Raw genomic sequence first — 24,974 nt, forward strand, 5'->3', positions numbered from 1 at the left:
TATGCAATGTCATATATTGCTAACGCTTGTTGCTCAATAGTAAACGGTTTAAAGTCAAAATTAACTATTGACTATTGACCACTCTCGCCAAGCTTTGTGTGTCAAGTGCATAAGTCCTATTATTTTTCCTTCTGGTCTAAAAATGAACTAAATATTTAGTTGTATTTTTTCAGAAGCAATTGTCTTACATCTCGATTTACCTGTGTCTCTATAATTCTGGAGATTGACACTGATTTGTCATATTTATCAGGTAGCAAAAAAATGAAAGCAAAACTCATATTTCAGCCAGTTTCCCATAGTTGGGTAGCACTACATCCACAACCTAAAGGAGTTATTCAATTTATTGGTGGAGCTTTTTTTGGCACTTTCTTCCCGATGCAATTCTATCGTTATTTACTCCAATATTTATTTAGCGATCGCTATACAATCATCATCCTGCCCTTTAATTTTACCTTTAATCATTATGTAGAAGCTGGGTTTTTAATTAGAGAACAATATGAGATTACCCCAGAACTCGTAAGAATGGCTAAATTTGCAGGCTATGATTATCAAATTTATCTCAATGATCAGAACTTTTCCTGGATTGGTCATAGCATCGGCTGCAAATATATTGCTCTTTTGGAAGGTTTCTCTGCCTTACCACGAGAACATGATCAACTCGAATCATTTATTCGGGGAATAGTGAATAAAACATCCAATTCATCAGATAAAGAGAAAAATGAGCGCAAGATTCAAAGTATTGTCAAAGACTTAGAAACATTAATTAATGATCTCAAACAAAAACGTCAGCAAGCCACTCAATTAATTAAATACTATTTAGGACAAGAGCAAGATACTTACCTAGATACCATTGCAGATCCAAATATTAACAGAACCTTCTTTAAGAGTCTGTTTATTAAAGGCCAACCATCTATACTTTTAGCTCCTGTCAATAGTGGTACAGATAGCGCCATTCCTAAAGTTTTGGCAAATATTATTGATAGCCTGGGATGGGGTGTTAAACCTAGTTCTCAAGAAACCTATGCTTTTATCCAAGCTGCTAATCTCTTTAATCTCTTAGGATTGATCCGCTTTAAATCAGATAAACTTGCTAAGTCAACCTGTGACTGGTTTATGAATACGCTTAAAAAACCCCCAACAGATTTTCAGAATAATTTAGTAGGTGGACATTTAAAACCTCTAGGGAAGCAAATCGGTAATGATGTGATTAATTTTCCTGATAGTCTACCCATTATTGAATCTACGCAAAGACGAAGTGCAGAGTTAGAAATATATGTAGTTAAATTACTCAAAGCCTTAGAACAAGAACGTTAATCATAGATAATGGGTACTGGGTACTGGGTACTGGGTAATGGGTAATGGGTACTGGGAAAATATGGAAAAATAACTAATTTCCTATACCCAATGACCAATGACCAATGACTAATGACTAATAACCAATTTAAGCACTTATCCTTTGCTGAATCCGATAAATTTTTAAGGCAAGGTAGCGCTGAATAAAAGATGTTTGTCTAGCCAAACTAGATTGCATACACCAGTTTTCATATGCTGGAATTGCCACATTCATCAGAAACTCACGCCATTTAGCAGTTAAATTTGCAACTTGGATTTCTGCTGCTCGTCTTCGACCATTTTCTACCATTGCTTGCCGTAAATTTACATCATCACGCAATCGTTGGAGAGCTAAAAGAGTATCTTTAATGGAAGTAACTTCTATATAATCAAGTTCTCTTTGGCGTTCAGCTTGTAATGCCGATTCAGCACCGCCGATAACTGGAACACCAGCGTGCCAACCATTAAATAATTTAGTTGCAGGTTTAGCGATATGTCGCTGAGAATCAAAGCTACGTACAGCTAAAACTACGTCGATTTCGCTGTAGTCATGAACTAATTTATTGCTACTAATAATACGCCAACGTAAACCCAGCGCTTGTAGTTGTTCTTCCCAAGCAGGATCTTGAAGTTCTGGTGCTAAGTTTCTCGGTAAACCAAAGTAAGCGAGATTTTCAAAGCGATCGCCCCGCCCAGGATTTCGAGGAATTAAGCCCGGTTGCGGCCAAAGTGGTATATAATAACAATCCCAAAAACTTAATATTGTGGATGCTTCTTGCGAATTCTGGACTACATGAATTTGTGCTTCAGGTTGAGGATCTCTTTCTGCCTTGAGACAAATAATAAACAGTTTTGACCCTGGAATTTGCAAATTATCTGGTAAAGAATCCCGATGGGCAAGAACAATTCCTTCATCGGGTAAAGTGCCTACTAGTTTACACGGGAAACCATCAGCTTGCAGGCGAAGATATGTTTGTATCGTCCAACAGTATGTACCTTTCATGAATAGCCACCAGTGAGTTTCTACACTATCTGGTATGCCGTCTTTCGGCCATTCAGATTGAGGGAGATAAAAATAAATTGCTGGTATATCTTTCATGAAACACCCTAATAGCGTGTCTAGGCTAAAATGTTGTCATAAAATTGTAGGCTGGTTGAGGCTTTGGCTTAACTCAACACCAAGATCCATAATCAGTTTTTGAGATCCATGTTGGGTTGCGCTGCGCTTTACCCAACCTACACTTAATGCACTATTTTAATCTTGCCACGCTACTACTATGGACTTTTGACAATCTTTGATATGTGTCCTAAAGCTGTCTAGTAACTGCTGTTGGTTGATCTAGATAACTATACACCAAGCGAGAAACTTGATTAATAAAAGCCTTGGCACTAGCATCACCGAAGGGTCTAGCTACCATAATCCCTGCCAAGTAGCGCTTTCCTGATGGTGTTTGCACAATTCCCACATCTGCTAAGAGTCTTCCCAAAGTACCCGTTTTGTGAGCAATGACTGCACCCTTACCCAGTCCAACTGGTAAAAGACTTCTATTATGGCAACGTTCCATGATGTTTTCGATTTGAGTATAGCTATTGCTACTCAACAATTTGTTATTGGAAATCATCGCCGCTAACCGCACCATATCCTTGGGACTGGTTGTATTCGTGCCTTTAAAATCTCCCAGCAAGTTACGAATGACAGTATTTTGCAGTCCCCAACTGCGAAACTTTTGATTCAACTTATTTTTGCCACCCAATCGATCAATAATCATATTTGTGGCAGTATTATCGCTGATGATCATCATTTTATTCATCGTTTCCGAAAGACTAAAACGAGTACCAGCTTTTCTATACTGCATACTGCCAGAACCACCAGTCATCAAATCTCGTCGCATCACTAGAGTTTCATTTGCTTGCACTCTACCCGCTTCCATCTCTTGAAATAAAGCTACAAGAATCGGAAATTTAATGGTGCTAGCAGCTGCAAAGGATTTTTCTCCATTGATATCTAGATATTCCCCAGTTTCCATGTCTAAAAAAAACATTCCTGGGCTGAGTGAACTGTAGCGAGTCATCAATGTTTTGATTTGAGAATCTAGCTGAGATATTTCTCTACTTAAAGCAACAACTCCAGCAAATTTGGAATTCTCACTGATGGGAATAAAAATTTTCTCTTCGCTAGAGGAGGTTTTAGTTGTCTCCTGTCCAATAGGCTGGCTGATAGTAGAAAAACTGACAATCCAGTGTGAGGCAGAATCTCCTGTGATCATCAATTTGTCGGCAGAGGTGGTATAACCTGGGGCTAACTCAACCACTATCCTTGCAGTATCATTATCAACCTTGCCAACTCGAATTTCCTTCACTGCTGCACCAAAACTGCGCCGCAGAGTATTCGTGTCTAAGCTTGTTTTTGGTAAGTCAATAACAATTCGGGTGGGGTTATTAATCAAAAATGCTCTAGGTTTGACTTCAGAATCCGTAGTGATGTTGAGTTGATTCTGGCCAGGATCGAAGTTCCATGATTCTAAACGAGCTGCATTTGCTGGAGCAGATAAAAGGATAGTACTGATGAGGCTGATTAATAGAAAGGGTGATTTCATGCGTGTGAATTGTGAGAAGCTAAGGAGATTATTTGCCAGATTTTCCGGTAGTTTTTGAGTCTTTCCGGAAGAAACTTTAGCAAGATGATACATTTTGCTATTCGCTGACCTCAAGACGTTGAGAGACTCAAAGAGTTCCACGGCAAGCTTGAGGAATTAAAGCTGATACTCTAACCTTGCTGTTCAAGATTGGTCAATAGTAAAATCACATACCTGTTAGCAACTGTTGGTAGAGGGATAAGTAATCAAGTAAAAAAACAAGCAGTATCAACATTACAATAAATCGTGTCTCAATAAATCACAAATGCCCTGATTTTTACAAAAACTTTTTGCCAAAAAGGTAGAAACCCATCAAAGCTTTTATGAGTTGGCTAATTTAGTATTGGCTAACACTAACTATGTTGCATTTATATGTATTGCAAAATACTGCAAAAATTTAGCTCTTGTGTGGGGGTAATATTTGGATAGTTTGTCAGATGGCAATCATTGCTCACAGTGGGGTGTAGCTCATCGCCAATGCTGATGTAAGCTAAATACTATACATCCTCAGCCGAAAGTTAAGGAGTTGTTGATGAATATCCATTACTTGCAGCACGTACCATTTGAAACACCTGCTAGTATCGAACAGTGGGCAATACACAACCAGCACTCTCTTTGGGCAACTAGATTTTACGCTAATGACTCCTTACCTGAAATTGACACCCTGGACTGGGTTGTTGTTATGGGTGGGCCCATGAATATCTATGAGGATGACAAGTATCCCTGGTTGACGGCAGAGAAACGATTTATAGAACAAGCAATTAATCAAGGTAAAACTGTCATCGGTATTTGTTTAGGATCACAATTAATTGCAGACGTTTTAGGCTCAAAAGTCTATCAGGGAGAATATAAAGAGATTGGTTGGTTCCCCATTCAACTCACACAAGCAGCTAAAGATTCTACTATTTTTGGCTCATTACCTCAGCAGCTTGACGTTTTCCACTGGCATGGTGACACCTTTGACTTACCAGCAGGTGCAACTCGACTAGCTTATAGCGAAGCTTGTCAAAATCAGGCGTTTCTCTATGATAAGAAAGTTCTAGCCTTACAGTTTCACCTAGAGTCAACTAAAGATAGTGTTCGCCAAATCATTGGCAATTGTCTAGACGAACTCGTGGAGGGCAAATATATTCAGGCAGCAGAACAGATGCTATCAAGAGATGATGATTTTGAGCAAATCAATTCAGTGATGCGTCATGTTTTAGATAGTCTTGTTCAACAGAATTCTCATGACAATGCTGTTGGGAGTGCATAAAAAAATCAAGGTCAACCTATTGAGTCAGTGAGGGGTGAAAAACCCAAAATACACACCAGCACTGAAACTTGAGGCATATGACCATGAAATTCCGTCACTTAACTAGTTCTTTACTCACAGCTACTGCACTCTTGACTAGCACACTTCCAGCTTTTGCCGGGCCTTTTGATGTCAAACCAGCTGGTATTTTTAAGCCAGTGGATGTGGTTCCTGGTGCAGTAGGCAATGTTACTCCCAAAACACCTGTTCCTAGCACACCCAGCAACCCAGTAGGTAACGGCGAAATCCAAGGCTTAGGTGACCATCAATCTTGGGTTGACCAAAAAACTTTAGCAAATGACCCCCGTGCTTTGTGTAGCGATGTTGGCTTGGGTAACAACACTCGTAACAGCACTACGAAATTGGCTTTAGCCAACTCTACCAGTACTCGTTCTAGTTCTTCGAGCAGTCATCATGATGGCGGTGGTGGTGGTGTGAGTTTCTTAGGAATTGGTGTTAATGGTAGCGGTAGTAGTCAAGGTAGTCAAAATAACAGTAGTTCTAAAGATACTCGCAACAACCGCACAGAAGAAAACAGCAGCAGTTCTTCAACAGTAGTTCAAGGTAAGAATTGCGATGCGTTTGTCAATGCTGCCGCCGCTAGAGATATGAACTACCAAGACAACCTCACTCGCCGTTATGAAATTAAAACTGGTCGTCGTGGACAACAAGTAAATCAATTACTGGAAGATAAATAATTAAGCTGTAGAAAAAGTAATTAGAACTTACGCAGTGTCACTAAGTTTTCTGGCTTTTTTGTCAATAGTCAATAGTCAATGGTCAAAAAGAGCCAACCGTTTGTGGGGGTTTCCACGGCAGTTCGCTCAAGTCAAGCCACTGCGTTGCGGGGGTTTCCCCCGTTGTAGCAAGTGGCGCGGGAAACCCGCCCACGCGACTGCCTTCCCATTGTGTGGACTAGCGTTCAAAATCAAGGTTTTTGGACTGTTGACCAAATCAGTTACCAGTTAATAAACGTTCACTGTTCACTGTTCACTGTTCACTGTTCACTGTTCACTGTTTACTATGCCACCCTCTTTTATGGTTTTTTGGTTCAGTGCGTACGTAAGTCCTATTAATTATTGAATTGTTTTACCGCCAGGGTAATCACCCTGGCAATTGCTTTAGTTAATTTTTTTGAGGAATAGTATTATGAACAGCACAATAGGAGGAGTTATTACCCTGAGTGTCACTTTATTGTTGACTATGATATCTTTAGCAAGTGCTGAGACTCCTACTCGCTCTATTCGGAATTCGCAAATTTTACCCTATCTACTAGATAATCCTCACGAAAATTCATTAGTCAGGGTGCGTTGTGTTCCTAGAATTAAACAAGAGGTAAATAGAAAGCGGAGTGTAATTAGAGATAGTCTACTAAGACCTAATATTGGTAATAATGACTCTGTAACAATTGAAATTGCAGGCAGTTGTCACAACTTGAGAATTCGTGTACAACAAAATGAATCAGGCTATTCTAGTTATCCAGCCTACACTCCTGATTTAGATGAGTATGATGATGAACTGGAGGATGGTTGGTTAATTCGTGAGGGTTCTGGATGGCATTGGTTGCTGCGAAATCAAAAGTAAAAATGGGGATTTATCACCTTTGACTTAGCTAATTACCTACCAGTTCTTACCTAATAAAGATTCAAATTCTGCTTGTAAAGCTGTGATGTCTGCTAGCCTAGCAACGAGAATATTATCATTACCGGCATCGCTTAAACGTGTTTTCCAGTAACGGATACTTTCAGAGTTATTCAGCCAAAAATTTACTACTGTATCTAAGACTTGCTCTCTATTCCAACCCCATTTTAGTGGGACTGGTTCTACAGACTCTATTAAGGAATCCAGGGTACATTTCTGGGTTCCTAAATATTCTATGCCTTGTTGTTGTGGTTTTTGCTGACTGTCCTGGAGATGGCTAAAAAATTGCCAAACAGGAGATACACCGACAATGTCAAAAGTGTATTTCATTTCAGCCTCCAATTATGAATCAGTGGTATTTAAAATATAAATTGTGTTTGCCGATTACCTATATTTTACCTATAAAATTTAGGATTTTTAGTTATATCTTCAGAATTAACTTTTTTTGGAAGTTAGCACTCTCTGGTTTTGAGTGCTAAATAATCGCTGATTATTTGTTGTCTTATGAAATAGTTTCGAGCATTTTTCTAGAAAAATATTTTATTTTTAATAATTATTTAAGTTTCTTGCTGGCAGACGGGAAATTTGAATTGGTTGCTTGATCTGCTGCTGTAGTAATGTATAATTTGTATTAATCAAAATCAGTTTCACAGAAGACTTTCAGTAAATTAATACAATTGGCGATCGCTCCTAAATGAGCAATCTCATAACCGTGGGTATTTTGAGTGGGAAATGCCAAACAAGCCGCACGTCCAACATGACCAAATTTCATGGCAATTGAGGCATCACTACCAAAACCACTCAAGGTGGTAAACTGGATGGGTATATTTAATTGTTTAGCAGATTGATTGATTTGTCTATTTAAGTCTTCGTCATATATCCCATAAGCATCCTGAGATAAAAGTACGGGATTTGTCCCATCTTTAACGGGATATTCTTCAGATAGTGGGCAAATTTCTAGAGCAACTAAGGCATCTAAACTCTGATTTTGAGTAAAAAATAATGCACCAATTGCACCTACTTCTTCTTTGGCGGAAGCGACTAAATAAACATCAATTGCTGGCTCTAGTAAATGTTCCGCTAAGGCTAATAAAATTGCTACTGATGCCTTATTATCTAAAGTATAACTAGCAATATAATCTTGCAGTCTGACTGGGCGTTTGCGATGTTTACCAATGACCATTCTGGTTCCAGGACGAACGCCAGCTGTTGCTAATTCAGCCGTGGTCAGCTTTGTTTCAATCCAAGCATTTTCCCATTTAACTGATATATCTTCTTGCTGTACCTTCTGTGGTGATTCATGAGAGACATGGCGAGAACCAAAACTGAGAATACCGCTAATAGTTGCGTTGTCTCCTAACAAATCTACAACACCTTCACCATAAACCCAAGGGAAAGCACCACCAAGCTTGCGGACTTCCACTCGTCCAGCATCACCGATATTTTTGACAATAGCGCCAATTTCGTCTTTGTGAGCTGTAATAGCGATCGCTCTTGCCGAATTCTTCCCCGGAATTTTGGCAATAATATTATCTGCGCGATCGCTCCACACCTCTACACCCAATGCTGTAAATTTTTGTAACAAAAGTTGATTAATTTCCGCTTCCGCACCGCTAGGCGAATGGTGCATGACTAATTCTGCTATGGTTGTAAATAGGCGATCGTAATTAGACATTAATACTTTGAATATGATTCTTATATCTAAAAGTTATAAAAATTGATATTTCCAGATTCCCGACTTCTTTAAGAAGTTGGGAATCTTTTTTCTGATGAATGATTGAGAGTCGCTAGATTACTTACTAGAAACCTCAGACATTGTCATAGAGACAAATTTCTTTTTAAGAGATTTACGTCTGCTAATTACACCTAATGCACCCAATGCTAACACACCAATTGTTGCGGGAGATTCCGGAGTTGTTGCTGCCAAAACGGACTCTGCTACTATCTTTTGACCAGCAGTAGTTGGATGAAAATCGTCCCAGAAGAAATATTTACTTTGGTCATTAGCACATATAGGAAACTGAGCTAGGCAAGAGTCAGTAACATTTTCAAAACCAAATTCACTGGGATTTTGCTCTGCACGCTTAAACAAGGAATAAATATCAATCTCAATGATATTGACTTTTTGATTCTGCCGAATTGCTGCTAAATTCTGAGCTAAATTCGAGTTAAAATCTTGAGTTGCTTGAGTAAGTGCTGCGGGATTGCGACCATCTAATTTAGCTGCTGGAAGCTTACCTAAATCCGACAAATTGAAAACTAAAATATTTTTTGCCCCAATGGCAGCTAAAGTGCTGACAGCTTGAGAAATATTAGTATAAGGCTGAGGTTTATTAGGATCAAGAAATTGAGGAAAAAGGTAATCATTCGCTCCACCCCACACAGCATAGAGTGCATGAGGATCAAGCGTCTGCTGATTAACTTGTAGCAACCCTTGAAAAGCAAAAACTTGCTGCAAAACTCCTGGTAACGGGACATCAGGCACAATAGCGTTACCTTCACCAGAACTAGCACCACCAATAGAGAAATTAATCCCTTGAGTGGGGAAGGGTTTAGCAATAGGCTGACTTACATCTAAGTTGGGCAATAAACTTGTAATTGGGGTGGGTGTCAAGCCCAGCTTTTCCCCTACATAATCTACCCAAACAGGGCCATCAGAAAATCGCCCTAGCTTGTAAGGTGGACTGGGTGGAATAGCTTTTTTTGGGTCAAATACACCACCAGTAATATTGAATGTATTACCAGTATCAGAAAGACTATCACCAAATACATAAAGCCCAGAAATACTCGCTGCCGAAGCTTTTAGCGGCAACATAAAAGAGAGCGTAATAAAACTTGCCGCTATAATTTTAGTTTTCATGTTTGCTCTAATACTGATACTATTGTTGTTGAGCTTGTTAGTTTTAGTGAAAGTAACGAAAAAATTGCACGTTTTAGAACAATTTAGCAGCGAATTAAGTCTTAGTACTTTTTCTTAAGTAATTTTACAGGCGATAGTCAATGGTCATTGGTCATTAGTCAATAGTCATTGGTCATTAGTCATTGGTCATTAGTCAAAACTCAGCACTCAGCACTCAGCACTCCCTCACTCCCTCACTCCCTCACTCCCTCACTCCCTCACTCAGCACTCAGCACTCATTACTCCCTATTGCAAGACATCCTCGGAAAATGGCAGACTTTTAAAGGGAAGAACTCACGAGCCAAAATATTTCCATGACGGCATCAACAACAATTAATAAAGGCGACTCATCTAATGGTGATAGTTCTGCACTAGTTCTACATCAAAAAGTTCTCGGTTCTCGTCGGTTCAGTAACTACTTATGGGCTACTGTAGTGACATTAGGAGCCTCTGGTTTCTTATTGGCGGGAATATCGAGTTACTTAAAAGTCAATTTACTGATAGTTACCGATCCAAGTCAGTTGGTATTTGTACCTCAAGGATTAGTAATGGGATTATACGGTACTGCTGGCGTGCTTCTAGCTTTGTACCTGTGGTTGATGATTTTATGGGACATCGGCGGCGGTTACAACGATTTCAATCGAGAAACAGGTTACTTCAAAATTTTTCGTTGGGGATTTCCTGGTAAAAACCGCAAAATTGAAATTAGCAGCCGCATACAAGAGATCCAATCTGTACGGATAGAGATTAAGGAAGGTTTAAATCCTCGTCGGTCAATATATCTACGCATTAAAGGTCGTCGAGATGTACCGCTAACTAGAGTCGGTCAACCTCTAGCCTTAGCAGAGTTAGAAACTCAAGGTGCAGAGTTAGCGCGCTTTTTAGGAGTACCCTTAGAAGGATTGTAGAAGAAAGAGGGACAAGGAAGAGGACAAGGGGACAAGGAGAAAATACTTGTATAGGTTTTTTCCCCCATCTCCCCATCTCCCCCTCTCCCCATCTCCCTGGCCTCTAGTATTTTTTAAATTGGTAATTAATACCCATTCTCAAACACTTGGCAACAGATTAAAACTCTGAAAACTATACACAATCTGGATTTATTAATTACGAATTACGAATTACGAATTACGAATTAATATAAGAGGCTAAGATACTTTGGTTGAGTCAGTAATTAGCAATGCGGTTAAAAGTTTCACAATTCTTGGTTGCATTTTTGATAGTCGGTTCTTTAGTGTTGGGCGGCTGTTCTACACAGCAGATTAGCTCTAATTCTTCTCCAGCATCCACAGCCGTCGAGACAACCAGCAAAACTACTGAAGCAACATCTGTCTCTGAAACCACAAGTGAGAGTACTCCAGGAATGACAAATTTACCACGCCTCGAAGGCAAGGCTACAGTGGTGATTACTGTGAAAGGTTCACCAATTACGGTTGAAGTAGATGGTACGAATGCTCCAGTCACAGCAGGCAATTTTGTTGATTTAGTACAAAAGGGTGTATACGATGGGACTGTTTTCCATCGTGTTGTTCGTCAGCCTCAGCCTTTTGTTGTCCAAGGTGGCGATCCTCAAAGTAAAGATCCCAAGAGTTCTCAACAACTTTGGGGAACAGGTGGTTATATTGACCCCAAAACCGGGAATGAACGTTATGTTCCTTTAGAAATTAAGCCCAAAGGCGACCCAGCACCACTTTACAGCAAGACATTTGAGTCTGCTGGTGTGACAAAACCACCTGAGTTATCTCATAAACAAGGTGCGGTGGCAATGGCGCGATCGCAACAACCAGACTCTGCATCTTCTCAGTTTTACTTTGCTCTGGCAGATTTAGGTTTCCTCGATGGTAACTATGCTGTATTTGGCTTTGTCACTCAAGGTTTTGATGTGGTGAACAAAATTCAGCAAGGCGATCGCATCGATTCTGCTAAAGTCACTCAAGGGGCTGAGAATTTAAAGGTGGCGCAGTAGAGATTCAGAAGTAGGGCTGCAATTTTGGATTTTAGATTGGCGATTGGGGATAGTAATTGGGGATAGTATGAGGGTATAACTAAAGTTATACCCAGCTATGAAAACAGCAATTTCTATCCCTGATCCTCTCTTTGAGGCTGCCGAACAATTTGCCAAGCGTATGGGGTTATCCCGCAGCGAGCTTTATGCTGTAGCACTTCATGAATACTTGCAAGCCCATAAACGTGATCAAATTACTAAACAGTTAGATGCTGTATATACTAATGAAGATAGCAGTCTTGATCCGTTCTTTGTCTAGCTACAAGCTCAGACATTAGCTGAGGAAAAATGGTGATGCAGCGAGGTGAAAATAATTCGATTAAAATCAAAGACCTAGAAACTGATATGTCAACTCTTGAACAAATCGAAGCTGCCATTCTCATGCTTTCATCGGATGAATTTCAGCAGTTTAGGCAGTGGTTCTTTGATGTAGATTATCAGCGTTGGGATGAGCAGATAGAGCAAGATATTGCCGATGGTAAGTTAGATGCTTTAGCTGAGGAAGCGATCGCTGATTACGAGGCAAGTCACTCCCAAAGAATGTACTCAATTATACAATAAAAATATTTCAGAAGTGATAAGACGATTTACCTGAAGCACTATAGTTCTGAAGTTGTGCCGGCATAATCACAAATCGATGAAGCGGATTGAAGTAGTCATTACTGGTATTGGTTTAGTTTCCGCTTTGGGTACAAGTCTAGAGGAAAGTTGGCAAAAGTTGATTCTGGGTAAATCTGGGATTCAATGGTATCAACCATTTCCAGAGTTATCACCACTACCTCTAGGCTTAATAGGCGCAAAACCGACTCAGTTAAGAAGGTTAACTCAGATGGTTGTAGATTCAGCTTTGCAAGATGCTGGATTAATTGCACCTTTAACTGATTGTGCCGTGGTGATTGGTTCTAGTCGCGCTCATCAGGCATCGTGGGAAAGTCTAGCACGACAAATGTATGGTCAATTTTCTGGAGCAGAAAGATTAGAGGATTGGTTGGATACCTTACCTCACATGAATGCGATCGCTACAGCTCGACAAATTGGCTCTACAGGGGCAGTGATCGCACCGATGGCTGCTTGTGCTACAGGGATATGGGCGATCGCTCAAGCCGCTTTGCTGATCCAAATAGGGCAATATCAACGGGCGATCGCTGGCGCAGTGGAAGCACCAATTACACCTTTAACTTTGTCAGGGTTTCAACAAATGGGAGCGTTAGCTAAAACTGGCGCTTACCCTTTTGATTTGCACCGGGAAGGGTTGGTGTTGGGGGAAGGGGGCGCTTTGTTTGTGTTGGAATCAAGGGAATTAGCCGAGCAGCGCCAAGCTAAGATTTATGGTCAAGTTCTGGGTTTTGGCTTGACAACAGACGCATATCATACCAATCAACCAGACCCGGAAGGTAAGGGGGCGATCGCTGCTATCAAGCAATGTCTGGAACGTAGTCACCTCAAACCTTCTGACATTGATTATATTCATGCTCACGGTACAGCTACTCAGTTAAACGATCGCATCGAAAGCCAAGTCATCAAACGATTATTTCCTCCCCAAGTCGCAATTAGTTCTACCAAAGGTAGTACAGGTCATACTTTGGGTGCATCAGGAGCATTGGGAGTGGCTTTTTCACTTCTAGCTTTAGAGCAACAAATATTACCTCCTTGTGTAGGATTACAAGAACCAGAATTTGATTTAAACCTAGTAATGGCAGCACATCACAGCCATATCCAACGGGTTTTGTGTTTTAGTTTTGGCTTTGGTGGGCAAAATGTAGCGATCGCCCTGAGTAAATAACATTTTTTGTGAGGTAATCAGCTATACTCGCTCTCAAGCAATCAAATTTTCCTCATTACTAAACCTTTTATCTACAATACCGAACTAAAAATACCTAAAATCTTACCAATCTGATTGAGAAAATACTCATTTAAATCAACTTCTATAGTTTGTGCTTCTAAGCGCATAAACTTCCAACTACTGCCAGTTGTAACAGCACCCAATATTTGAGAAATTGACCTACCTTTTTGCTGATTAAAAATTTGGGATGCAATCATTTCTGCCATACATTGTCCCAAACCAGCCTCAATGTTCTCGTTCTTTGCCTCCACCACTGCAATCACTGGTGACATGATTGTTAATTGTTCTGGTGAACGACTGATGAGAAAATCACAAAAGCCATTTAAACCTTTTTCCACGTCAACGTTAAAATCTTTCCCAGAAAACAAGCTGATTTTCTCAGGATATAGTCGCTTTAATTCTAGTAATATTGGTGCAATAATCATCTCGGAACGAGATTTTTCCGAGTTAACCGCTAAAGCAATAGGCGTATTGAAACGCAGAGTTTCCGTAAGAAAATCGCTACAAGGAATTTCTGGTATTTCAGCAAATGTACCGACTGTTTCCAGGATAGTAATGCCAAAGTTCTCTCGAATAGTTTCAATATCAAACTGACTGTAAGGCATTTCCTCAAACCCTCATTTGCAAGAGTTGCCCTTAAATTTTAGTAGAGTTGCCCTTGCACTTAATCCTAATTTCCTTACTTTTGATCATCTAGCTATTTGGTGAGTTGACCTTCAAGCCTTAAATATAGATATGATAGAAAAGTAGATAAAACTTAAAAAAAATTCATCATAATGCTGATTGACTACCCTGGCTTGTCCAAAGTCAAAGATTCAGTGAAAAAACAAATTTTCTTCGGTAATGAGCCTAATGCCGAATTGATTGCTATCCTAAGTGTTTACTTCGTCCAAGGAATTTTAGGGTTAGCGCGTTTAGCCGTTAGCTTTTTCCTCAAAGATGAGTTGTCACTAAGTCCGGTACAAGTTTCGGCAATCTTGGGAATTGTCGTTTTGCCTTGGATTATCAAGCCTGTGTTTGGCTTTATGTCCGATGGCTTACCCATATTCGGCTATCGTCGTAGACCGTACCTAGTATTGTCGGGAATTTTGGGTGCTATTTCTTGGGTAAGTTTAGCAACCATAGTTCATAGTAGCTGGGCTGCGACAATTGCGATCGCTCTCGGTTCCCTATCCGTCGCCGTCAGTGATGTCATCGTTGACTCCTTAGTTGTAGAACGCGCTAGGCGAGAGTCACAAGCAGACGCTGGCTCACTCCAATCATTGTGCTGGGGTACTTCCGCAGTTGGTGGTTTAATGACAGCATATTTTAGCGGGTTGCTGCTGGAGCATTTCACCACCCGGACTGTATTTTGGATTACTGCTGCCTTCCCTCTCATTGTCTCAGCTGTTGCTTGGTTGATTACCGAGTCGCCTGTGAGTAAGGATGAGAAAGATGACAACTCCCCTAACATCAAGCACCAATTACAGCAACTACGCCAAGCCATCACCCAAAAAAGTATTTGGTTACCTACAGCATTTGTATTTATTTGGCAAGCTACCCCTACTGCTGAGTCAGCCTTCTTCTTTTTCAGTACTAACGAACTCCATTTTGAACCAGAATTTTTAGGACGGGTACGCTTAGTTACCAGTCTTGCTTCTTTAATTGGGGTGTGGATATTTCAACGGTTTTTAAAAAGCGTTCCCTTCCGCGTTATTTTTGGTTGGAGTACAGTTTTATCCACAGTTTTAGGCATGACAATGCTACTGTTGGTGACGCACACAAACAGAGCTTTAGGAATAGATGATCATTGGTTTAGCTTGGGTGATAGCCTCATTCTCACCGTTGCTGGACAAATTGCCTATATGCCAGTGTTGGTATTATCTGCTCGACTTTGCCCACCAGGAGTAGAAGCAACACTATTTGCCTTGTTGATGTCAGTTTTCAATTTAGCCGGGATGGTTTCTTTTGAATTAGGAGCCATCATGATGAAATGGTTAGGAATTACAGAAAATAACTTTGAATTACTGTGGTTATTAGTCTTGATTACTAACCTCAGCACACTATTACCCTTACCCTTTCTGAACTGGCTACCTGCTGATAATCCAGAAACTGAAACATCAGCATCAAGTAATCACGCAGGACAAAATTTATTACCTAATTTGATGTCTGAATTTATGTTGCGTGAACCAGAATCAAAAGTAGTGGATTGAGCTTACAAATCTCATCAACATATTTGTAGGTCAGATTCATCACAGTAGTCTTTAGTATCTCATCCTTTTTTTATCATTTCTCAAAAAGTATGCAGAGTTTCAAAATTAAAGAAAATGCAAATTTAGCCAAATCCTACACTCGTGAAGACTGGCAAGGGGGATATCAATCTCTGAAGCAAGAGTTTGATTATTGGATTGATGATATAGAAGGGCAAATTCCTCCAGAACTCCAAGGTACATTGTTTAGAAACGGGCCAGGATTACTGGATGTGAACGGACAACCTATTCATCATCCCTTCGATGGTGATGGGATGATTAGCCGGATTGCCTTTGTCAATGGTCGCGCTCATTTCCGCAATCGCTTTGTGAGAACTGAAGGTTATTTGGCAGAACAAAAAGCTGGTAAGATTCTACATCGTGGTGTTTTTGGTACTCAGAAACCCGGTGGCTGGTTAGCAAATATTTTTGATTTCAAACTGAAAAATATTGCTAATACTAATGTGATTTATTGGGGTGATAAACTTTTAGCATTGTGGGAAGCAGCCGAACCTTATCTACTTGAGCCTCATACGTTAGAAACGCTAGGCAAAGAATATTTTCATGGTGTCTTGTCAGCCGGTGAGGCTTTTGGCGCTCATCCGCGTTTTGATCCTAGTTGTGAACAAGATAACGGCGCACCTTGCCTGGTAAATTTTTCCATTAAGCCGGGATTATCAACAGCAATTACTATTTTTGAGTTGAATCTAGCAGGTGAAATTGTGAGAAAAAACTCTCATAATGTGCCTGGATTTTGTTTTATTCATGACTTTTTAATTACGCCTCATCACTGCATCTTTTTTCAAAATCCTGTGAACTTTAACCCCATACCTTTTGCTTTGGGATTACGTGGTGCAGGGGAATGTATTCAAGTACAACCCAATCAGCCTACGCGGATTATTGTGATTCCCCGTTTTCCTCAACGTGGAAAAACAGAAGTCAAAATTTTAGAAGTTGCATCAGGGTTCATTTTCCATCACGTCAATGCTTTTGAGGTGGGAGAAGAAATCTTTGTAGACTCGATTTGCTACGATTCTTTACCAGAAGTAGAGCCAGAGAGTGATTTTCGGCAAGTGGATTTTGAGGCGATCGCACCTGGACAATTGTGGCGCTTTTACCTTAATCTCCAAGATGGGACAGTCCAACGCAAGTTGATTGAAGGTCGCTGTTGTGAATTTCCCACCATCCATCCAGCTAATGTCGGGCGTTCTTATCGATATTTATACATCGGTGCGGCTCATGCAGAGTTTGGTAATGCCCCATTGCAAGCATTACTCAAGATAGATATGGAGTCTGGAACCAGACAACTCTGGAGTGCTGCGCCTCGTGGTTTTGTAGGTGAACCAGTTTTCGTTCCCCGTCCAGATTCCCAACAAGAAGATGACGGTTGGGTGATAGCTATAGTTTATGATGCGGCTCACCATCGTTCAGATGTGGTAATTTTAGATGCCAGTGATTTAAGTAAGGATGCTATAGCTCGATTACATCTTAAGCATCATATACCCTACGGTTTACATGGGAACTTTACCTCCCAAATTTTTGCCCCAAAATAATCTTGAACAATGTAGAGACGTTGCAATGCAACGTCTCTACTGTTCATATTTAAAGGAAATTAGTATTACGCCTACATTCTTCAACTCAACCTACTGATCTGAAATCTGGTGAGAAATTCGGGTTATGCCTGCGGCTCACTTACTTTGACTAAAGGGCAGTTCAATGACAAATTCTGCGCCTTCTCCTGGAGTAGACGAACATTTTATTTGACCTTGATGTTTTTCGACAATTATTTGATGACTGATAGATAAACCTAAACCTGTGCCTTTGCCTGGTTCTTTGGTGGTGAAGAAGGGGTCAAAGATATTGATACTTGATTCTTTGGATATTCCTAAACCATTATCAGCTATTTTAATCACAATATTCTGCCTAATAATTTGTGTCTTAATCCAAATAGTTAAGGGTACTTGCGGACAAGTTTTTGAGAATGCTAAATGCTTCTGCCAAATAGTTTGAAATTTTTCCTCTAATGCGTCAATGCTATTACAAAGGAGATTCATAAATACTTGATTAAGTTGTGCGGGATAGCATTCTACTAAAGGTAGGTTGTCGTATTCTTTAATAACTGCAATAGACGGACGTTGGTGATGATCTTTGAGGCGATGTCCTAAAATCAGCAAAGTACTATCCAAGCCTTCATGAATATCTACTGCTTTTAATTCGGATTCATCAGTACGAGAAAAAGTCCTTAATGACATGACAATTTGTCGAATTCTTTCTGTACCTACTTTCATCGAATCAAGTGTTTTGGGTAAATCATCAAGAATAAATTCTAAGTCCAGATTTTTGATTTCTTTTTGGATATCAGGAAATTGTGCGTCATGTTGACGATAAAGCTGTAAAGCACTCAAAATATTTTGTGTGTATTCATTTAAATGAGTTAGATTACCAAAAATAAAACTGACAGGATTGTTGATTTCGTGAGCTATTCCTGCGACTAATTGTCCTAAACCTGCCATTTTTTCACCCTGAATTAATCGGGCTTGTGTTTGTTTTAATTCATTTAAAGCTTGAGTAATTTCTAAGGTTTGACGTTGGGTTTGTTCGAGTAGTTCAGCTTGCTGAATGGCAATTCCCAATTGCACACCTACTTGAGCTAATAAATTTGTTTCTTCTTCTTTCCAATAACGGGGTTGGGAGTTTTGATAAGCGACTAATAATCCCCAGAGTTGTTCTCTTTGGCGAATAGGCACAAAAGTTTCATTGCGTGGTAATTTATCATCTTCATCTGTATTATCAAAAGTTGTTAACCCTAGTGGTTGCACTTGTGTAACTGGTTTCCAGCCATCTTTAAAAGAATCAGCAACAAATTTACCACTCCAATCGGAGTTAAAGCGATATATAGCAACTCGTTCTACTTCTAACAACTCACGGACAGCTTGAGTAGTAGTTCTAAAAATGGTTTTGATATCTAGAGACTGACGAATTTTATCAATAGTTGCAGCTAGTAACTCTTGGCGTTCCATTGCTAGTTCGCGCTCGTTAGCTTGTGCTAGTTGTACCGCTTGGATTTGTACTTGTTTTAAATAGGAATCTTGTTTTAAAGCCACTCCCAATTGTTCAGCAATTTGGCTAACAAACTCAATTTCTGAGGGTTGCCAGTGGCGAGGAGATTTACATTGGTGAATGCAAAGTAATCCCCACAGTTCATTCTCTTGTTTCAAAAGTGGTGCGACTAGATTGGCACGGACTTGAAATCGTTCTAAAATTTGGATGTAGCAGTCGGGAAAACTGTCTTGATAAATGTCAGCGATCGCATTCACTCGACCTTGCATATAAAGTGAGACAAAATTCTGTCCAAAACAGTGGTCATAAACTTTTTCTGCTACTGCTGACTTCCAGCCATCAGCAACATCTTCATAAACAAATTCACCTTCCCAATCTGCTTGAGGATCAAATCGGAAAACTCCCACTCGATCAGCTTGCAATAATTGTCGCACTTCACTAACAGAAGTTTGCAAAATTGTTTGTAAGTCTAGAGATTCACGAATCCGAGTAATGACACTGGTTAATGTTTTTTGTTGTTCTGCTTGGTATTGAGCAGATAATAGAAGTTTGTTGTGTTGTAAAGCTACTCCCAAATTTTCGGCAATTTGACTGACAAATTCAATTTCTGAAGCTTGCCAAGTTCTTGGTTTGTCACATTGGTGAACGCACAATAAACCCCAGAGATTACCTTGTTTGAGGAGTGGTACGACTAAATTAGCTCTGACTTGAAATTGTCCTAAAATCTTGGCATGACACTCACTTAATCCTGCGTCATAAATATCGCTAACAGCCTGGACTCGTCCATGTTGATAATGAACAGCAAACTGTTCGCCAAAACAATGATCATAAACTTTAGCTGTCACAACTGAATCCCAACCAGTCGCTACATCTTCAGAAATAAATTCTCCTACCCAGTCTTGTTGGGGGTCAAAATGAAAGATAGCGACTCTGTCGGCTTGTAGCATTTGCCTGACTTCAATTACCGTTGTCTGAAAGATCGTTTCTAAATCTAGAGATTGACGAATCCGTGCAATCACACTAGTTAATGTTTTTTGCTGCTCGGCTTGGTAATGAGCTTTTGCTAACAGCTCATGATGACGCAATGCTACACCAATTTGTGTACCAATTTTAGTTAAAGATTCCACTTCATAAGTTTGCCATTCTCTAGCAGCAGAATTTTGATAGGCAGCAATGACTCCCCAAAGTTCATCACCTTGAAGAATGGGAGCAGTAGCAAAAGCTTTAGCTTGAAATTGTTCTAATAAAACCACATGACATTCTGTCAATCCCGCTTGATAAATATCATTGGCTGTAAATGTTTCTTTATGAGCGTATCTGCCCCCTTGAGTTGTTTGTAAATAAGTGTCATTAATCACAGGTTGAATATCTATTAAAGATGTCCAACCTTCAGCGTAAGATTCAGCGACAAAGTTACCACTCCAATCAGCATTAAAGCGAAATATTGCTACTCGATCAGCTTTTAGTAATTGACGAATTTCTTGAGTTGTGGTGGAAAGAATAGTTTCAATATCTAAGGATGGACGGATTTGATCAACAATCCGAGAAATTACTTGATCGCGCTGGGCTGCTTGGGCTAATTTGGCCGCTTGTAGTTGGACTTCTTGTAAATGCTTGGCTTGTTCAATGGCAATAGTTAAATGGTCGGCAATTTGGCGAATAAATTCAATTTCTGATTCTTGCCATTGACGGGCTGCACTGCACTGATGAATACAAATTAATCCCCAGAGTTCTTGCCTTTTTAATAAGGGAACAATCAGGTTAGCACGGACGTGAAATTTACCCAGAATTTCTAAATGACAATTACTTAGTTCGGCTGCATAAATATCGGCTACAGCTTGCACTCTACCTTGTTGATAGAAGGCGGCAAATCGTTCACCAAAACAATGATCGTATACTTTAGCAGCTAATGCTGATTCCCATTCATCAGCTACATCTTCAGAGACAAATTCGCCTTGCCAATCTTGTTGAGGGTCAAATTGAAATATGGCTACTCTGTCAGTTTTGAGTAACTGACGCACTTCTTTAACTGTAATTTGAAAAATTGTTTCTAAGTCTAGGGATTCTCGAATTCTGCCGATGACGCTGGCTAGGGCTTTCTGTTGCTCTAATTGCTCTTGCAGTTGCGTAGTTGATAATAAAACTTGATTTGCAGAAGATTCCATAGCAGTGAGTTTTGTAACTTTGAGGATTGATATTTTTGATACTCAATTTCTTTAACTAAAAAAGATAGCCAAAATACTGAGTAGCTCATTAGTATTCAAAGATGCGATTCAGCACATCTTGACAATCTGCTTTTGCGGGATATGACCTATTGCAACGGGAATTGCGTGTCAGAAATTTCTAGTTGAGACTATCAATAGTAGATAGTCAAATAAGCTAGACTGTTAACCATTTACATAATTTCTGTGCAAATTTATATTGCCCATTTTTAGTTAGTAATAAACATGAGAGTCCTACATAGCGCCATGTTCACGTAAAATTAGCCTGATAGACTGCAAAGTTTCCGGTTAAATTTACTCAGGTATGCACTCTGTAAGAGTTGTCGGGTATTATTTGTGACTAATCAACAGCCAAAACCCTCTCGTTCTTTCGCTGGGATTGCTGGCATTGTTGCCGCAGCCACCTTAATTAGTAAAGTTTTTGGTCTAATTCGGCAGCAAGCGATCGCAGCTGCTTTTGGTGTCGGTGCGGCGGCTACTGCCTACAGTTATGCCTACGTAATCCCTGGTTTTTTACTAGTATTATTGGGAGGTGTCAATGGCCCCTTACACAGTGCGATCGTCAGCGTTTTAGCCAAGCGCAAGCAAGAAGAAGCAGCGCCTCTGGTGGAGACAGTCACTACTTTAGTGGGGGGAGTGCTGTTACTGGTGACGGTGGCACAAATTTTCTTAGCAGATGAGATAGTGGATATTATCGGTCATGGTTTGGAGGCGAAAACTAGAGCGATCGCTATTCAACAAATCCAGATCATGTCACCAATGGCTTTATTTTCGGGATTGATTGGCATTGGTTTCGGCACTCTCAACGCTGCCAATCAGTATTGGTTGCTTTCCATTAGCCCTTTATTATCTAGTATCACTGTTGTCATTGGCATTGGCATAATGACTTTGCAACTAGGCAAGGACATCATTAAACCAGAATATGCTGTCATTGGTGGTTTGGTGTTGGCTTGGGGAACCTTGGCTGGGGCAATTCTCCAGTGGCTAGTACAGTTAGTTGTCCAATGGCGTTTGGGATTGGGGACATTGCGCCTGCGGTTTGATTTTCAATCTCCCTCAGTCCAAGAAGTCATCAAAATTATGACACCAGCAACCATTTCTTCGGGAATGATGCCGATTAATTTTGCCACGGTGCTTTACTTTGCTAGTCCCATTCCTGGCGCTGCGGCTGGATTTAACTATGCTAACTTGTTGGTACAAACTCCTCTGGGCATTATTTCTAACATCATTTTACTGCCCCTGCTACCCATATTTGCTAAACTAGCTGCTCCCGAAAATTGGCATGATCTGAAGTTACGCATTCGTCAGGGACTATTGCTCAGTGCTGTCACTATGCTACCTTTAGGTGCGCTGATGGTGGCGTTAGCTGTGCCAATCGTGCAGATAGTATATGAGCGCGGAGCATTTAAACAAGATGCCACAGAGTTAGTATCATCCCTGCTCATCGTCTATGGTATTGGGATGTTTGCTTATTTAGGTCGAGATGTTTTAGTCCGGGTATTTTATGCTTTGGGCGATGGACAGACACCTTTTCGCATCAGTACTTTTAATATCTTCCTCAATGCTTTTCTGGATTGGATTTTAGTCAAACCTTTCGGCGCACCTGGGTTAGTGTTAGCTACTGTTGGTGTAAATTGTAGCTCAATGTTGATGCTGTTGTGGATTCTCGATCGCCGTTTAAATGGTTTACCTTGGCGGGAGTGGAGTGTCCCAATTTTAGGCTTAACTGCTGGTAGTGTAGTGGCTGGGGGCGCTAGTTTTGCCACTCTCGTTTTTTCTCAGCAATTGTTGGGTAAAACAGGTTTACTAATTCAGCTAGTGGAGTTGTGTCTGGCTGGCTTAGTGGGGATGATCATATTTGGGGCGATCGCTGCATTCATGAAAATACCAGAAGTCAACACATTTGTCGTTCGCCTGCGTCAACGCTTTTTGAGAACTTAGCCTTTCCTCTCTCACTATAGTCAATCGGCATTTTGGCGAGTTGAATACAGAGCAAGTTGATATTGTAAATACATCCAATGTCATCCACGCCAGAGTACTTGATTATTCACCCCGGCTAACTACCGGGGATTTTTATTGACAATTTAGCGTATCAATAATTTTGGTAATTACAGTTATTTCCCCGAAATAATAGGAGTATTACTATCAAGCCTCTCAGTATTTTTTCGTAAACTAATGTAACTATTTTCCTCAGATTTTCCTCAGAATTATTCTTTAATATTAGTCATAAAGTTAGTTGGGAAAGAGTTGAACTATGAGAGGACATTGTTTGGCTGACAAATTGTCCTCTTTGCTGGGATGTGTCATGAGTTTTTTAATCAAACAGGAGTTTTATTAGTAGTGGGACAAAATTAAATTCATTAGCAAGGTTCTTTACACGAATTTCTCCCGAAATTGATAGAACAAATTTTACAGCAGTTTATAAATAAATCAGGTATAAAACTAGAGAATCAAATATGGTAATTCTGCTTTTTTGTGTTGCCTAAAAATCTATTATTTTGTACTTTATCCAAACGTAATATGAAGATTTCTTCAAGATTAATGATGTATGTACTTTTGTAAACAATAATTACTATAATTAAAGTCCAACAGTATTTCTGAACAATAGAAAGCGAAAAATTTTGACTGAGATTAGATAGGTGGTTGATATGATGACACAAGTGGTGAAGGTAAATTTTGCTCCAGTTGGAGAAGTAAATAACAAAAAAAATGTAGAATCCTTAGCTCAACAATGGGCTAAAAAGTATTTACAAAATCTGCAATTTGATCACCATGAAGAAAAGTATGACGATACAAATTTGTCAGACATAGTATCACAAACAGGTAGAGAGATGACTGCCGAAAAAGTTCTAGATTCTTTGCGGACTGTTAGTGCCAAAGCTTGGAATAAAACTGAGGCTTTGCTATCAGCAGAACTGAAACGTCATCGTTTAGATCCCAACATGATCAACCCTTGGGAGGTAGCGGCAGATTCTTTTAACATTTATCAAAAAAGTTTAAATGTTTATACTCAGCAATCAACATTACGTCCCCTTTCATTAGTAGTAAAACTAGCTCAAGAAGGCAATCCGTTATATGAGCAAGCACTGGACGTTTATACTGAACAAGTAGCTCCTAGCCAATTAGCTAAAGTGATTGGCACAGATATCGGAGCTATTAGAAAGAAATATACAAGTCTTGATCCGAGAATTATTGGCTTTGTGAGTATGCAGTTTCATTACACTAGCCAAATGCTCCTACAACCACTCAATTCTGTAGAGCGATCGCTCGTTGGTGCATACTTTAAAGTTATTGACGATCATCTATATATGCCTTTACAGCGTGTTTACGCGGCGGCGGCTGAACACAGTTATGATTCTCCCACATTGGCGGCAGTTCAGAAACTACTACCAGTCAGTACACAAATTGCCAAGAATATTTGTCAAAGGGTAACTGAACTATATCCTAGCTACCGTTCTCTGTCTGGGATGTTAAGCGATTCTATCGTCAGAACATCCACCATTCGAGATATAGAAATGTTCCAAGTTTACCTCTGGGTGTGTGCTTTAGAAGGAAACATTGCTGCTATTCAACAAGAATTATTTCCTTTGTGTGTCATGCTTTATCCCACATTAAAAGTGCAATGGGAGCTAATTCGTCAAATGCTACATTTGTTGGGTAAAGAAATACAAGCTATCTTAACGCCAGAACAAGCTAAAACTTTCATGCCATATTTTCAGGCGTTGTGGCAAATGTTTTCTCCAGAGGTTTTTGGTGAACTGGGATTGTGAAAAGTAATACTAAGATACTGTACATTTGTATCTCCGTGGTAAAAACT

General features: G+C 39.9%; 20 protein-coding genes. 13 read left to right on the plus strand and 7 right to left on the minus strand.

The features are described 5' to 3' along the window. The first annotated feature begins 261 nt into the window (after nt 1-261). Nucleotides 262-1,314 (plus strand): DUF1350 family protein, encoded by a 1,053-nt coding sequence (locus tag FD725_RS28440; RefSeq protein WP_179051219.1) that lies wholly within the window; start codon nt 262-264, stop codon nt 1,312-1,314. Nucleotides 1,315-1,441: 127 nt separating this feature from the next. Here FD725_RS28440 and FD725_RS28445 read toward each other — a convergent pair whose 3' ends face one another. Both FD725_RS28445 and FD725_RS28450 read right to left on the minus strand, forming a co-directional pair. Further along, a complete protein-coding gene (locus FD725_RS28445) occupies nt 1,442-2,431 on the minus strand; it encodes a glycosyltransferase (protein ID WP_179051220.1) in 990 nt (329 codons plus the stop codon). A gap of 208 nt (nt 2,432-2,639) precedes the next feature. Beyond that, complete coding sequence (locus FD725_RS28450; RefSeq protein WP_179051221.1) at nt 2,640-3,929, minus strand: serine hydrolase; 1,290 nt, start codon at nt 3,927-3,929, stop codon at nt 2,640-2,642. Between the two features lie 571 nt (nt 3,930-4,500). On the opposite strand from FD725_RS28450, the gene FD725_RS28455 reads away from it, so the two are divergent. The 3 genes from FD725_RS28455 to FD725_RS28465 all read left to right on the plus strand — a co-directional run bounded on the left by FD725_RS28455 (nt 4,501) and on the right by FD725_RS28465 (nt 6,846). Then, complete coding sequence (locus FD725_RS28455; RefSeq protein WP_179051222.1) at nt 4,501-5,223, plus strand: type 1 glutamine amidotransferase; 723 nt, start codon at nt 4,501-4,503, stop codon at nt 5,221-5,223. A gap of 83 nt (nt 5,224-5,306) precedes the next feature. Then, nucleotides 5,307-5,960, plus strand: coding sequence for a hypothetical protein (locus tag FD725_RS28460; protein ID WP_179051223.1), 654 nt, complete (start codon nt 5,307-5,309; stop codon nt 5,958-5,960). 451 nt (nt 5,961-6,411) lie between these two features. Further along, nucleotides 6,412-6,846 carry a hypothetical protein gene (locus FD725_RS28465; protein ID WP_179051224.1) on the plus strand — a complete coding sequence of 145 codons (435 nt, stop codon included), beginning with the start codon at nt 6,412-6,414 and terminating at the stop codon, nt 6,844-6,846. Nucleotides 6,847-6,882: 36 nt separating this feature from the next. Here FD725_RS28465 and FD725_RS28470 read toward each other — a convergent pair whose 3' ends face one another. The 3 genes from FD725_RS28470 to FD725_RS28480 all read right to left on the minus strand — a co-directional run bounded on the left by FD725_RS28470 (nt 6,883) and on the right by FD725_RS28480 (nt 9,763). Then, the gene (locus FD725_RS28470) at nt 6,883-7,233 is read right to left on the minus strand and encodes a hypothetical protein (protein ID WP_179051225.1); all 351 of its coding nucleotides are present in this window, start codon (nt 7,231-7,233) and stop codon (nt 6,883-6,885) included. Nucleotides 7,234-7,534: 301 nt separating this feature from the next. Next, complete coding sequence (locus FD725_RS28475) at nt 7,535-8,578, minus strand: M42 family metallopeptidase (RefSeq protein ID WP_179051226.1); 1,044 nt, start codon at nt 8,576-8,578, stop codon at nt 7,535-7,537. Between the two features lie 117 nt (nt 8,579-8,695). After that, nucleotides 8,696-9,763: an SGNH/GDSL hydrolase family protein gene (locus FD725_RS28480; protein ID WP_179051227.1), complete on the minus strand. Its 1,068-nt coding sequence runs from the start codon at nt 9,761-9,763 to the stop codon at nt 8,696-8,698. Nucleotides 9,764-10,116: 353 nt separating this feature from the next. Here FD725_RS28480 and FD725_RS28485 point away from each other — a divergent pair, with 353 nt between their 5' ends. The 5 genes from FD725_RS28485 to FD725_RS28505 all read left to right on the plus strand — a co-directional run bounded on the left by FD725_RS28485 (nt 10,117) and on the right by FD725_RS28505 (nt 13,587). Continuing rightward, nucleotides 10,117-10,710: a photosystem I assembly protein Ycf4 gene (locus FD725_RS28485; RefSeq protein ID WP_179051228.1), complete on the plus strand. Its 594-nt coding sequence runs from the start codon at nt 10,117-10,119 to the stop codon at nt 10,708-10,710. Nucleotides 10,711-10,979: 269 nt separating this feature from the next. Beyond that, entirely contained in the window at nt 10,980-11,765 is a 786-nt protein-coding gene (locus FD725_RS28490; RefSeq protein ID WP_179051229.1) for a peptidylprolyl isomerase, read from the plus strand. A 97-nt stretch (nt 11,766-11,862) separates the two neighbouring features. Continuing rightward, entirely contained in the window at nt 11,863-12,063 is a 201-nt protein-coding gene (locus FD725_RS28495) for a CopG family transcriptional regulator (protein ID WP_179051230.1), read from the plus strand. Nucleotides 12,064-12,149: 86 nt separating this feature from the next. Beyond that, nucleotides 12,150-12,365 carry a hypothetical protein gene (locus FD725_RS28500; RefSeq protein ID WP_179051742.1) on the plus strand — a complete coding sequence of 72 codons (216 nt, stop codon included), beginning with the start codon at nt 12,150-12,152 and terminating at the stop codon, nt 12,363-12,365. A 76-nt stretch (nt 12,366-12,441) separates the two neighbouring features. After that, a complete protein-coding gene (locus FD725_RS28505) occupies nt 12,442-13,587 on the plus strand; it encodes a beta-ketoacyl-ACP synthase (protein ID WP_179051231.1) in 1,146 nt (381 codons plus the stop codon). Nucleotides 13,588-13,658: 71 nt separating this feature from the next. Here FD725_RS28505 and FD725_RS28510 read toward each other — a convergent pair whose 3' ends face one another. Then, complete coding sequence (locus FD725_RS28510; protein ID WP_179051232.1) at nt 13,659-14,252, minus strand: hypothetical protein; 594 nt, start codon at nt 14,250-14,252, stop codon at nt 13,659-13,661. A gap of 171 nt (nt 14,253-14,423) precedes the next feature. Here FD725_RS28510 and FD725_RS28515 point away from each other — a divergent pair, with 171 nt between their 5' ends. After that, nucleotides 14,424-15,839: a folate/biopterin family MFS transporter gene (locus FD725_RS28515; protein WP_179051233.1), complete on the plus strand. Its 1,416-nt coding sequence runs from the start codon at nt 14,424-14,426 to the stop codon at nt 15,837-15,839. Nucleotides 15,840-15,928: 89 nt separating this feature from the next. After that, a complete protein-coding gene (locus tag FD725_RS28520; protein ID WP_179051234.1) occupies nt 15,929-17,428 on the plus strand; it encodes a carotenoid oxygenase family protein in 1,500 nt (499 codons plus the stop codon). A 135-nt stretch (nt 17,429-17,563) separates the two neighbouring features. On the opposite strand, the gene FD725_RS28525 is transcribed toward FD725_RS28520, so the two are convergent. Beyond that, complete coding sequence (locus FD725_RS28525; protein WP_179051235.1) at nt 17,564-21,100, minus strand: GAF domain-containing protein; 3,537 nt, start codon at nt 21,098-21,100, stop codon at nt 17,564-17,566. Nucleotides 21,101-21,493: 393 nt separating this feature from the next. Here FD725_RS28525 and murJ point away from each other — a divergent pair, with 393 nt between their 5' ends. Continuing rightward, the gene (gene murJ, locus FD725_RS28530; protein ID WP_179051236.1) at nt 21,494-23,098 is read left to right on the plus strand and encodes a murein biosynthesis integral membrane protein MurJ; all 1,605 of its coding nucleotides are present in this window, start codon (nt 21,494-21,496) and stop codon (nt 23,096-23,098) included. A gap of 710 nt (nt 23,099-23,808) precedes the next feature. Beyond that, a complete protein-coding gene (locus tag FD725_RS28535) occupies nt 23,809-24,927 on the plus strand; it encodes a hypothetical protein (protein WP_179051743.1) in 1,119 nt (372 codons plus the stop codon). Nucleotides 24,928-24,974: the final 47 nt, after the last annotated feature.

Origin of the sequence: Nostoc sp. TCL26-01 (genome assembly GCF_013393945.1) — a bacterium.
Classification (GTDB): Bacteria; Cyanobacteriota; Cyanobacteriia; order Cyanobacteriales; family Nostocaceae; genus Trichormus.